The organism is Streptomyces sp. R-07 (genome assembly GCF_049913175.1).
Taxonomy (GTDB): domain Bacteria; phylum Actinomycetota; class Actinomycetes; order Streptomycetales; family Streptomycetaceae; genus Streptomyces.
On record NZ_CP183978.1, the window covers coordinates 630,707 to 642,733 of the forward strand.

At 75.8% G+C, this 12,027-nt stretch carries 10 protein-coding genes; 7 read left to right on the plus strand and 3 right to left on the minus strand.

Features of this window, described 5'->3' with window-relative positions; all coding sequences use genetic code 11:
- Nucleotides 1-184: 184 nt before the first annotated feature.
- Nucleotides 185-730, minus strand: coding sequence for a hypothetical protein (locus tag ACN9M0_RS03045; protein WP_366042696.1), 546 nt, complete (start codon nt 728-730; stop codon nt 185-187).
- 231 nt (nt 731-961) lie between these two features.
- Here ACN9M0_RS03045 and ACN9M0_RS03050 point away from each other — a divergent pair, with 231 nt between their 5' ends.
- The 7 genes from ACN9M0_RS03050 to ACN9M0_RS03080 all read left to right on the plus strand — a co-directional run bounded on the left by ACN9M0_RS03050 (nt 962) and on the right by ACN9M0_RS03080 (nt 9,718).
- Nucleotides 962-4,105 carry an AfsR/SARP family transcriptional regulator gene (locus ACN9M0_RS03050; RefSeq protein WP_426403058.1) on the plus strand — a complete coding sequence of 1,048 codons (3,144 nt, stop codon included), beginning with the start codon at nt 962-964 and terminating at the stop codon, nt 4,103-4,105.
- Nucleotides 4,106-4,166: 61 nt separating this feature from the next.
- Nucleotides 4,167-5,618: a hypothetical protein gene (locus tag ACN9M0_RS03055; RefSeq protein ID WP_426403059.1), complete on the plus strand. Its 1,452-nt coding sequence runs from the start codon at nt 4,167-4,169 to the stop codon at nt 5,616-5,618.
- A gap of 41 nt (nt 5,619-5,659) precedes the next feature.
- Nucleotides 5,660-6,913, plus strand: a complete 1,254-nt coding sequence (locus ACN9M0_RS03060; RefSeq protein ID WP_426403060.1) for an AAA family ATPase — start codon at nt 5,660-5,662, stop codon at nt 6,911-6,913.
- Nucleotides 6,910-8,184, plus strand: a complete 1,275-nt coding sequence (locus ACN9M0_RS03065; RefSeq protein WP_426403061.1) for a DUF2201 family putative metallopeptidase — start codon at nt 6,910-6,912, stop codon at nt 8,182-8,184. The genes ACN9M0_RS03060 and ACN9M0_RS03065 overlap by 4 nt, the downstream gene beginning before the upstream one ends.
- A gap of 115 nt (nt 8,185-8,299) precedes the next feature.
- Entirely contained in the window at nt 8,300-8,740 is a 441-nt protein-coding gene (locus ACN9M0_RS03070) for a DUF3995 domain-containing protein (protein ID WP_366042408.1), read from the plus strand.
- On the plus strand, nt 8,727-9,248 hold the full coding sequence (locus ACN9M0_RS03075) for an RNA polymerase sigma factor (protein ID WP_426403062.1): 522 nt from the start codon (nt 8,727-8,729) through the stop codon (nt 9,246-9,248). Before ACN9M0_RS03070 ends, ACN9M0_RS03075 begins: the two co-directional genes overlap by 14 nt.
- Nucleotides 9,245-9,718, plus strand: a complete 474-nt coding sequence (locus ACN9M0_RS03080; protein ID WP_366042410.1) for an SRPBCC family protein — start codon at nt 9,245-9,247, stop codon at nt 9,716-9,718. Before ACN9M0_RS03075 ends, ACN9M0_RS03080 begins: the two co-directional genes overlap by 4 nt.
- Nucleotides 9,719-9,749: 31 nt before the next feature.
- Here the strand turns inward: ACN9M0_RS03080 and ACN9M0_RS03085 are convergent, their stop codons facing one another.
- Nucleotides 9,750-10,175 (minus strand): VOC family protein, encoded by a 426-nt coding sequence (locus ACN9M0_RS03085; protein WP_366042411.1) that lies wholly within the window; start codon nt 10,173-10,175, stop codon nt 9,750-9,752.
- A gap of 149 nt (nt 10,176-10,324) precedes the next feature.
- Nucleotides 10,325-11,740 carry an amidase gene (locus ACN9M0_RS03090; RefSeq protein WP_366042412.1) on the minus strand — a complete coding sequence of 472 codons (1,416 nt, stop codon included), beginning with the start codon at nt 11,738-11,740 and terminating at the stop codon, nt 10,325-10,327.
- Between the last annotated feature and the right edge of the window lie 287 nt (nt 11,741-12,027).

Below are 12,027 nucleotides of genomic sequence, written 5' to 3' on the forward strand. Positions count from 1 at the left end.
TGCGTGCGATCGGCGTGCGCCGGGAGGCCCTCGATGGGGGTCCCCCGCCCGAGCGAAGCCGAGAGCGGGGGCGGAACTACTCGGGTGTTTCGGCCGTGCGGCGTGGGGGCACCTCCCGTGCCCGAAGGGCTACGGGAGGTGCGTGCCGAGCGGGCCGGACCCGGCGGGAATGGTCAGACAGGCCCTAGTTCGCGACGCGTTCGCCCGACGGATCGGCGACGACGATCTGGACGTGGGACGGCGCGTACCTGCGTGCCTTGCTCACCATCTTCCGCAGGTCGAACTTGGCGCGGGGGACGGCGACATGGACCGGCGCGGGGATGGCCGGGTCGTGCGCCGGTACGGCCCCGCCCGCCGGCAGGGCGACGCCGGGGCGCAGCCGCGCGCCGATCAGAACGTGCGGCGCGCCCTCCGGGGTGGCCACGACGAACTGGGTGAGGTCGCTCCACGGCACCAGCACGGTGCCGAACCGGGCGCCGGCCGCGTCGAACTGGAAGGCCGTACGACGGTTCTCGTACCAGGAGACGATGAACGGGACCGCCGCGACGATGACGACGCCGCCCTTCATATCGAGCGCCCAGCCGAGCAGGACGGCGAGCGCGACGACCCCCACGATCGCGCCCCACAGACCGGCCTGGTCCCGCGCGGAGAACGGGTGGGTGACCCGGTAGCGCTCCCATCGGCCGCGCCGGGTGGGCCGCGCGCCGGGCGTGCTGCTGGCCTGTGACATGACGGTGTGTCCTTCGCTCTCGACGACGCGGGACCGGCTGCCGCCCCCACGGCGGCAGCCGGCCCGACGGGGCCCACCCTCGCGCGGCCCGCTGCAAGGCCGATGAAATGCTGCTGAAGCGAAGGACTTGGGAAGCGGTGCGGGCACCGCACGCACGGGGGACGTGGGGGCGACGACGTGAACGGGGAGCCGGAGGGCCGGGACACGGGCCCGGACGCAACGAGCGGGGCCTTGCGGATCGACCTGCTCGGGCCCGTCCGGGCCCTGCGCGGCGAGGTGCCGGTCGCCCTGGGTCCGGTACGGCGGCAGGCGGTGCTCGCCGCCCTGGTCCTGCGCGCCCCGGGCTTCGTGACGTACCGGCAGCTCCTCGACGACGTCTGGGGAGCCGAACCGCCGGGCACGGGCCACCGCGTCCTGCCGAGCTACGTCTACGCGCTCCGCAGGGCACTGGACCTGCCGGACCTCGGGCCGGACGGGTCGGTGATCGGCGGCGGGCGCGGCGGCTACCGCTTCGCGCCCGGCGGGGCACGGACCGACCTCGCCGAGCTCGCCGAGCAGGCGGCGCTCGGCCGGCACGCGAAGGCCTCCGGTGACCTCGCCACCGCCCTCGACGCGGGCGGGCGGGCACTCGAACTGCTCCGCGGCGAGCCCCTGCCCGGCCTGCCGGGTCCGCTCGCCGAAACCGAGCGGCAGCGCCTCACCCGGCTGCGCCGGGCCCTGCACCAGGAGCGCGCGGAGTGCCTCGTGTTGCTCGGGCGGCACCCGGAGGCCCTGGACGGCCTCATGGCGGCGCCGCTCGCCCTGCCGTACGACGAGCCCCTCGCCGCCCTGCGGATGCGCGCGCTGTACGGCAGCGGCCGGCAGGCCGAGGCGCTCGCCGTCTACCGGGAGACCCGCGCCCGGCTCCTCGACGAGCTGGGCGTGGAGCCCGGCGAGGACCTGCGGCGGATGCACCAGGCGGTGCTGCGCCGGGACGACACGCTGCTGCTCGGGCCGGGGGCACGGGCCCGGACGGCCGCCGCGTACGCCCTGCGGGACGCCCCCGCGGAGGAAGCGCCCGTGACGGGCGCCCTCGCGGGGCAGGCGCCGCCCGCGCATCACGAGCCCGCCGAGCCGGTCGACGCCGGCGGGTCACGCCGTGCCGGCCGTCCCCGCCGCAACGAACTCCCGGGCGACACCGCCTGTCTGGTCGGGCGCGAGGCCGAACTCGCCCTCCTGACCGGCCCGGTCCGCCCGGGCGCGGTGACCGTGACGACCGTGGACGGGACGGCCGGGGTCGGCAAGACCGCGCTGGTCGTGCGCGCCGCCTGGACCCTCGCCGCCGACCACCCCGACGGGTGCCTGTTCGTGGACCTGGAGGCGTACGGCGCCGCCCGTGCGGGCGTCGGCCCGGAGCGGGCCCTGCGCCGGCTGCTCCGCACGGTACGGGGCGGCGAGGAACTCCCCACGGACGCGGACGGCGCGGACGAGGACGGTCCGGGCACGGGCACGGACGGCGCGGACGCTGACAGTACGGGCACGGACAGGGACGGCGCGGACAGGACGGACCGTACGGACAGCCTGGTCGACCTGGTCACGGCCTGGCGCGCGGCCACGAGCGGGCTGCGGCTGCTGCTCGTCGTGGACGGCGCCCGGAGCGCCGAGCAGGTGCGGCCGCTGCTGCCCGCGGGACCGGGGAGCCGCGTCCTCGTCGCGGGCCGGCAGCGCCTGCCCGGTCTCGACGCCGATCTGCGGGTCACCGTGGAGCCCCTGCACGACGGCGACGCGGTCGGTCTGCTCCGCACGCTCCTCGGGGAGTCCCGCGCGGACCGCGAGCCCGAGGCGGCCCTGGAGCTCGCCCGGCGCTGCGCCGGGCTGCCGCTGGCGCTGCGGATCGCGAGCGCCCGGCTGCAGAACCGACCGTCCTGGACCCTGGAGTTCCTGGCCGGCCGGATGTCCGACGGCACGGGCGGCCTCGGCGAGCTGCGGGCGGAGGACCGCAGTGTGGAGGCCGCCTTCCGTCTGTCGTACGACCGGCTCGAACCGGAACTGCGGCGCGGGTTCCGGGCCTTGGGGGTCGTGCCGACGGTCCGTTTCGACGGGCTTGGCCTCGCCTCCGTCCTCGGCCGTCCCCGTGCGCACGCCGAGGCGGTCCTGGAGGACCTGGTCGACGCGAGCCTGCTCCAGGAGCCGCACCCCGGCCGCTACCGGCTGCACGATCTCGTCCGGGCGCACGCCCGGCAGCTCGCCGCCGCGTCACCCGAGGAGGCGGCCGCGGACCGTGCGGCGCTGCTGGGCCTCTACACGGCGGCCGGCCGGATCGCGGGCGACTGGGGTCCCGAGACGTTCCCCGCCGCACCCGGCGCCGCCGGGTCCCCCTTCGGCGGCCAGCGGGAGGCCTCGGAGTGGCTGGACGCGGCGGGCGGGGAACTCGTCGACGTGGTGGCCTCCGCTGCCGCCGCGGGCGAGTACGACCACGCCTGCCGGCTCGCCGAGGCCCTGGTCGACCACCAGCTCCGCCAAGGCCATCACCACGAGGCCCGGGCCTCGCTCGAACTGGCGCTGTCCTGCGCGGACATGGCCACCGACGGGCGGCCGGCGTCCGCGCTGCGCAGCTGCATGGGGATCGTCGACATCCACCGGGGGCGGTTCCGGCAGGCGCACGGCTGGTTCACGGAGGCCCTGCGGCAGGCCCGCGACCAGGGCGACCCGCGGAACGAGGCCCGCGCGATCGCCGGGACGGGCGTGGCGCTGTGGCCGCTGGGCCGGGTCGACGAGGCCCTCGGCCTCCTGAACCGGGCCCTGGAGCTGGCGGCCGGCCTCGGCGACGACTGGCTGACCGGGGTCTCGGCCTGCAACCTCGGCGCGATCCACGCCCTGCGCGGCCGGCCCGAGGAGGCCCTCGACCACTACGGCGCCGCTCTCGCCCTCGCCGAGAAGAACGGCCGCCCCCGGACGATCGCCCAGTCCCTGTGCTTCGTCGCCGACGCCCACCGCGCCCTGGGCCGCCACACGGAGAGCGCGGACCTGCTGCGGCGGGCCGCCGGACTCGCCGAGCAGGCGGGGGATCCGACGTTGCGTGCGGCCGCGCTGTCGCAGCTCGCCGCCGCCGAGCACGGCCGGGGCCGACTGCACGCGGCCGTCGAAACCCACCACGAGGCCCTGTCCACGCTCACCGAACACACCAGCACCTGGCTGGAGATGGAGATCCGCATCCGACTCGGCAGCACCTACGCGGCGGCGGGCCGTCGCGCCGAGGCCCACCAGGAGTTCCGGACGGCCCTCGCCCTGCCCGGCGCCATGGACCATCCCCAGCAGTACGGCCGGGCACGCGAGGGCCTGGACGGCACGCACGGAAAAGAGGGTGCCGTCCCCCTGCGAAAGCCCGTACGATGATCGCGATGACGACTCACACCCTTCACAGATCGGGGGTCCCGTCCGCAACAGGTGAGTGCTGATGGCCACTCCCTCCGCGTACGAGGATTCCCACCTCTCCCGCTGGCTGCGCGTGCGCGAGTTCGCCGTGCCGCCCTCCATGATCGAGACCGCGACCACCCGCCGTCAGGCCGGGGACTGGGCCGGGGCCTGCGCCGCCGCCCACGTCGACGTCGATCTCGACCTCCGCGCGCTGGCGCGCGGTCACGGTACGGAACTCGCGGCCCGCGTGCGGGCCGATCTGCGCCGACTGGCCCCGGACCTGCTGCGCTGGCACATGCCGAGGATCGCCCCGGACGGGCTGCTCCGCCCCGGACTCACCGTCGCTCTCGCCCGGTACGACACCGGGGGACGCGACGGCACGGGCCCCGTGCATCTGGTGGCCCGGACCCCGCCCGCCTGGGCGGACTCCGGCCAGCGCATCAGCCTCGCGCTTTGGGACCGGTCCCCGTCCGGCACCGGCCACCACCCCGCGCCTGCGCACCCCCACCCCCATCCGCACCCCCGGTTCCGGCTCGACCTGCACCGTCACCTCTGGGACGCGAGCCGGGCCGGCGAACTGCGCACGCGCTCCGGGGCCGACGGACCGCCCCGCGACGTTCCTTCGCCGGATCTTCCGCAGGGCGGGCTCCCCTGCGCCGTGGACCGTTGGGCGGACGAGGCGGCGATCCTGCTGCGCGCCGAGGGCAGACCGGCGGGTCCGGTGGCCGTACGCCTGGGCACACAGCACCGGCTGTTCCTGGACGGCGACCCGGCCGGGGACGCACCCCCGGCGCCGCCCCGGCCGGCGCCGGGGAGCGCAGCCGCCCGGCGCGCGTTCGCCCGGGTGCCCGTCCTGCCGGACGCGGCCACCTGGCAGCCGCCCGACCTGGCGCTGCTGCGGGCCGGTCTCGTGGAGGCCGGGCAGCTGCACCCGCTGGTCGCCGCCGCGCTCGTACCCGGCCACGTACCGGCCGGACCGCCCCGTCCGCCCGACCGGGCGGGTGCGCCGCGCCTCGTGGAGTGCCGGGGTGCCCGGCACCGGATCGGCCTGGTCGACGGGGTCCTGACACCGCTGGACCACGACCCGGCCGAACTCCGGCGCGAGGAGCTCCTCGTCGCGCTGACCGGCACCGCGCTCCCCTGCGTACGGGCCGTCGACGAGGCGCACCGGCGTCCGGACTGCCTCACCGGTGTGCGCGAGCGGCTCGACCACGGTGACGTCGCCGGTGCGCTGGCCGTCGTCGAGGGCCTGCTCGGCCCCGCCGCTCTGCTGCGCGACGGCGCACTCCGGGACGCCCTTGAGGCGGCGGCGCGGCGGCGCGTCACGTACGGGCTCTACCGGGCCGGGCTCGCCGGCCCCGCTCCCGGCCGGGAGCTCGCGCCCCCTTCCGTACCCACCCGCCGCATCCGTCCGGACAGCCGCCGCACGCGCGCGCGTGGCGCCCACCCGCGCCACGCCGTGTCCGCTTTCTCTTCTTCCTCCTCCCGCTGACGGAAACCTCGGTTCCGCCCTCCTTCCCCAGGTGATCTCCCATGCCCTCACCCGTGTCCTCGGCCCCGGCGCCGTCCTCCGAACTCGACGTCGCCGGCGCTCTGTCGGCCCTGCTGCGCGACACCACCACCGAGCCCCGGCCCGACCCCCAGCTGGAGGCGCTGACCCTGGCGGTGGCCGCCGATCTGCCGGTCCTCCTGTGGGGTGAGCCGGGCATCGGCAAGACCGCCGCCCTGACCCAGCTCGCCGCCTCGCTCGACCTGCCGCTGACCACGGTCATCGCGAGCGTGCACGAGCCCACCGACTTCTCCGGGCTGCCCATCGTCGGGGACGACCCCGCGGAACAGGGCGTGCCGATGGCCCCGCCGGACTGGGCCGTGCGCCTGGTGCGGACAGGCCGGGGCCTGCTGTTCCTGGACGAGCTGTCCACCGCTCCCCCGGCCGTCCAGGCGGCGCTGCTCCGGCTCGTCCTGGAGCGGCGGATCGGGACGCTGGTCCTCCCGCCCGACGTACGGATCGTCGCCGCCGCCAATCCGCGGTCCTCGGCGGCCGACGGCTGGGAGCTGAGCCCGCCGCTCGCCAACCGTTTCGTCCATCTGCGGTGGACCCACGACGTCGAGGTCGTGGTGCGCGGCCTCGGGGGCACCTGGCCGCGCACCACGCTCCCCCGACTTGACCCGGAGAAGCTGACCGAGGCCGTGGACGTGGCGCGGCGGGCGGTCTGCGGTCTGCTGACGGCCCGCCCGGCGCTCGTGCACCGGCTGCCGAACAGCGAGGCCATGCGGGGCGGTCCGTGGCCCTCGCCCCGGAGCTGGGAGATGGCGCTGCGTCTGATCGCCTTCGCGACCGCGGCCGGTGTCGAGCGGGACGTGCTCTCGCAGCTGGTGAGGGGGGTCGTCGGGGACGGGCCGGGGCTTGAACTCCTGGCCTGGCTCGACCGGATGGACCTCCCGGATCCCGAACTGCTCCTCGCCGACCCCGAGGGTGCCGAGCTGCCCGAGCGCGGGGACCGTCGTCAGGCGGCCCTTGAGGGGGTCGTGGAGGCGGTCGCCCGCCGCCCGGAGAAGAACCGCTGGGACGCGGCGTGGGCGCTGCTCGCCCGTGCCCTCGAGTCGGGGGCCCCGGATCTGGTGGTCGTGCCGGCGACGACGCTCGCCGGACTGCGCCGGGAGGACTGGGACGTTCCGGCCTCGATCGAGCGGCTCGCCGGCGTCGTGTCCCTGTCCCGGCGCGCGGACCGGGCGGGCGAGCGCGTGGCGGCGGGCACGGCGGCAGGCCCGGGGGCGGGGCGATGACGCCGCGCGCGACGGCGGCGGACACGGCGGGGGACGTCACGGCCGGTTCGCTGGACCTGGAGAAGCTGTACGCCGCCCGCCTGCACGCCGTACGCGTCCGGCCGTATCTGGCGACCGCACTGTTCGCCCTGCACACCGTGGAGTCGCGGGCGGTGCCGACGATGGCCGTGGACCGCCACTGGCGCTGCTACGTCTCGCCGGGGTTCGTCGACCGGACCCCGGTCCACGAGCTCGCCGGGGTGTGGGTGCACGAGGTGACGCACCTGCTCCGCGACCACCACGGGCGCAGCGACCGGGTGGCGCGGGAGCGCGGCCTGACGGGTTCGGGCGAGCGGCTGCGCATGAACATCGCCGCGGACTGCGAGATCAACGACGACGTGTTCGGCGACGGGCTGCCCATGCCCGAAGGGGCCGTCCATCCACGGCTGTTGGGGCTTCCCGAGGGGGAGCTCATGGAGGACTACCTGCGGCAGTTCCAGCTCGGCCCGCGGACGAGGGACGCGGGCTGGCTGGACTGCGGCAGCGGTGCCGACGGTCTCGAACGGGCCTGGGACCTCGGAGCGGACGGCGCCCGGGGGCTGAGCGCCCAGGAGCAGGACGCCGTCCGGTTCCGGGTGGCCCAGGCGATCACCGGCCTGCCGGGCAGCACGCCGATGGGGTGGCGACGGTGGGCCGAGGAGGCCTTCCATCCGCCGCAGGCCTGGCGGGAGTTGCTGGGGGCGGCGGTCAGGTCGGCGGCCTACGGTTCCGGCGCCGGGGACGACTACTCGTACGGGCGGCCTTCGCGGCGCTCGGCCTCGGTGCCCGGCGCCGTGCTGCCGAGCCTGCGGCGCAGCCCGCCCCGGGTCTCGGTCGTCATCGACACCTCGGGTTCGGTCAGCGACGCCGAGCTGGGCAGCGCGCTCCTGGAGGTCGCGGCGATCTCCCGGGCGGTGGGCGGCCGTCGCGACCTGGTGACCGTGCTGCCGTGCGACGCGGCGGCGCGGGTCGTCCATCCGCTGTGCCGCGCCGAGGGCATCCCGCTCCTGGGCGGGGGCGGCACGGATCTCCGCACCGGTTTCGCCGCGGCCCTGCGGGCGCGCCCGAAGCCGGACGTGCTGGTGGTCCTGACCGACGGTCAGACGCCGTGGCCCGAAACGCGCCCGGCGTGCCGGACGGTGGTGGGTCTGTTCCCCCGTGCGCGGTCGTTCCGTTCGTGGAGCGAGGACGATCCCGACCATGTGCCGGCCGGGCCGCCGGACTGGGCCCGGGTGGTCGACATCGGGCGGTAGGCGGCGCGTGACCCGGATCACACGGAACGTTCGCGGGGGACGGGTCCTCCTTCAGGTGTCGGCGCCCTTCGGCGCCGACACGATCTCGACCACTATCCCGATACGGAGGGACCCCATGGCGGTCATCGACATCGAGCGGCCTCGCGCGGCCGGCGGCGGGCGTGCCGTCGCCGTCCTGCTCGCCGTCCTCGCGCTGACGCACGTCTACTGGGCCACCGGCCTGACCTGGCCCGCCGCCGACGAGCGGAGCCTCTCGCTCGCCGTCCTCGGCAGTGTCGTGTCCTTCGGTCCTGCGGTGGTGCTGCCGCTCGCCGTGCTCGAAGGGTGCGCGGCGGTCGCCGTGGCCGCCCACGCGCGCGGCGTCCGCGGCCGCCGGATCCCTCGCCTCGTCACGTACGCCGTGGCGGGCGGGATGCTGCTGCGTGCGGCGGCCGGCCTGGTGTGGATCGTCGTCGGCCGGGACGGATCCGGGGCGGCGTTCCCCTGGCTGAACGCGCTGCTGTACACGCCCCTGAGCCTGGTCTTCGGATGGGCGGCGCTGCGTGCCGCCCGCTGAGGTCGCCGATCCCGTCGACCGGGGTGTGGCGCTCGTCCGAGCAGCCCGGCGCGGCGACACTCTGGCCCTGCACGACCTGCTCGACCACCTCACCCCGTACATCGCGCGGATCTGCCGGCCGATCGCCCTCGACGACGGGCCGGACGCCACGCAGGAGGCGCTGGTCGCCGTCTTCACCTCGCTGCGGTCGCTGCGGGAGCCCGAGGCGCTGTACGGGTGGGTGCGGGCGATCTCCGTACGGGAGGCGGTACGGGTCGCCAGGCGGGCCGCGCGGGCGCGGCCGGCGGAGCTCCCCGACGTGCCGGAGCGGGGCGATCCGCAGCTGGCCGCCGACATCGGGGACGTCCTGGCCCGGCTGTCGCCCGCGCACCGGGCGGTGCTCGTGCTGCGGGACGTCGAGGGGATGGACGAGGAGGCCGCGGCGGCACTCCTCGGGGTGCCGGCCGGCACGGCGAAGTCCCGGTTGCACCGGGCACGGCAGAGCTTCCGAAGGGCGTGGTCCGCGTGAGCGACGAGAAGACGAGCGGCGAGGGGGACGGCCCGGTGATCGACGACGTGCGGCGGCTGCGGGTGATGGCCGCGGGTGTCCGGGGCGCGCGGATCGTGGAGCGGGTGCTTCCCGCGCCGGTCGACGCCGTGTGGGGCGTCATGGGCGATCTGGAGGGCGGTTTCGGGGAGTTCCAGCCCGACATGCGGTCGGTGCGGGTCCTGCGCCGGGACGGGGACCGGGTGGAGGCCCTCGCCCACAGCCGTTACGGCCTGCGGGCCCGGTTCCACGGCGTCCTGCGGCCGGGCTGGTGCTGGATGCAGAGCCGGTTCCTGGTGATCGGGATGGCGGCGGTGGACGAGGGCGGCCGGACCCGGGTGGCGCTCACCGGCGGTGTCCGCGTCCCGGGGCGCGCCGCGCTCGTCCCGTTCGGGGCGCGCCGTGAACTGGAACAGGCCATGGTGCGCCTGGCCGAACGGGTCAGCGGCTAGGAGCTGTCCGACCCTGATCGGCAGGACATCCCTAGGAGGCGTCCCGCGTGGTGGTGATGTCGACCATCCAGGTGATGCCGAAGCGGTCCGTGCACATGCCGAAGACGTCGCCCCACATCTGCTTCTCCAGCGGGACGGAGACCGTGCCGTCGCCGGAGAGCGCGTCCCAGTAGCCGCGCAGTTCGTCGGCGTCCTCCCCGCTGACGCTCACCGCGATGTTGGTGCCGGGCTGGTACGGCATGCCCGGGGGGAGGTCCCCGGCCATGAGGGTGAAGCCGCTGTCGGTCTCGAGCATGCTGTGCATGATCTTGCCGGAGGTGTCTCCGGCCTCCTTGTCGCCGAACGACTCCCCGTAGGTGTTGAGCGCCAGGGTGCCGCCGAAGACCTCCTTGTAGAACTCCATGGCTTGCCGGGCGTCGCCGTCGAAGGTGATGTACGGGTTGAGCCGAGAGGGCACGGGATTCCCCTTCAGAACAGAGCGGTGGTTCCGGCAGAGGGTAGATGAGGCGCCGGCGCCGGCCGGGGCGACGCCCCGGCCGGCCGGCCGGATTCGACCCGTTGCCTCAGCCGGCCCTCCGTCCCGTCACCGGGGGCGGCTCTCCGGGTTCAGAGGTCCTGGATCCGCCGGAACGGCCGGTCCGCCTCCAGGGTGAACGCGACGTCGAGGAGGGTCCGTTCGCTGCCGGGGCGGCCGGAGAACATGACGCCGACGGGCAGCCCGTCGTCCGTCGCCCGGGTGCTGGGCAGCGAGACCGACGGGGTGCCGACCACGTTGTCGACCGGGGTGAACGCGACGTACGCGAGGATCCGTTCGATGAGCGTCGGGTAGGGGACGGCCGGGGCGAGGTGGCCGATCGGCGGCGCGGGGTGGGCGAGGACGGGCGTGAGGAGGAGGTCGAGTCCGCGGAACGCCGCCGCGTACGCCTCCTTCGTGCGCTTCAGCCTCCGCAGGACGCCCGGGGTGCGCCGCCAGTTCTCCACGTACGTCTCACGCAGCCCGCGACTCAGGCCGTCCATGCGCTGCCGTTCGAAGCCGTCGCCGAGGGTCCGGCCGGTGGCGCCGAGGAGGAACGACAGCATTCCCCAGTAGGTGAGGAAGTCCTCGGTGAAGCGCGGGTCGATGGTCATCTCGACCGGCTCCACGGTGTGCCCGAGCCGTTCGAGCGTCGCCGCCGTCTCCTCGACGGCCTCGCGGGTGGCGGTGTCGGAGGCGACGCCGTTCGGCGAGTCCAGCAGGAAGCCGATGCGCAGCCGCCGCCCGGAGGGGCCTTCGACCAGGCCCAGGGGCGGCAGCTTCGGGTTGCGCCAGTACGTCTCGGCGGAGGCGAGGAACGCGGCGGTGTCCCGTACGGAACGGCTCACGATGCCGTCGGCGACGAGGTCCAGGGGCAGTTGGCGGCTCTGGGCGTTGGGCACGACCCGTCCGCGGGTCGGCTTGAGGCCGACGAGCCCGCAGCAGGCGGCGGGGATCCGGATGGAGCCGCCACCGTCGTTGGCGTGGGCGATCGGCACCGCTCCGGCGGCGACGAGCGCAGCGCTGCCGCCCGAGGAACCGCCCGCGGAGTGGCCGGTGTTCCAGGGGTTGCGGACGGGCTCGGCGTTCTCGTACTCCGTGGTCGGGCTGAAGCCGAACTCGGGCAGCCGGGTCTTGCCGAGCACCGTGACGCCGCTGCTCAGGAACTGCCGGGCGAACGGCGCGTGCCGGCGCGCCGGCCTCGGCGTGAAGGCCTCGCTGCCGTGGCCCGTGGGCAGCCCCTGGTAGTCGGTGTTGTCCTTGACGAAGGTGGGGACGCCCGCGAAGGCGCCGCCGGTGGCGTCGGCGTGCGCCGGGGCGTCGGCGTGCACCTGGACGGCGTGGAGCCGCTCCTCGACGACCCGTACCCGCTCGGCCGCGTCCCGTGCGGCCTCGGCGGCGCCGACCTCGCCGCGCCGGATCGCCTCGGCGAGTCCGACGGCGTCGTGCTCTCCCAGGGCGTCGTCCCGGAAGGCGTGCACCCTGGTCCGTTCGTCGAAAGTCGTCACCGCTACCTCAGCCCCGGCCGTGTGGATGGTCACCCACCATCATTGCCTACCGGCAAGTAACAGGCGAGGGGTTCGCGACCCCCGAGGGCCTGTCTGACAATTCGCGTCGGATCGGGCCGGGGCGTTCGGTGCGTGCGATCGGCGTGCGGGACGCCCTCGATGGGGGTCCCCCCGCTCGAGCGAAGCCGAGAGCGGGGGCGGAGCTACTCGGGTGTTTCGGCCGTGCGGCGCGGGGGCACCTCCCGTGCCCCAAGGGCTACGGGGGAGTGCGTGCCGAGCGGGCCGGA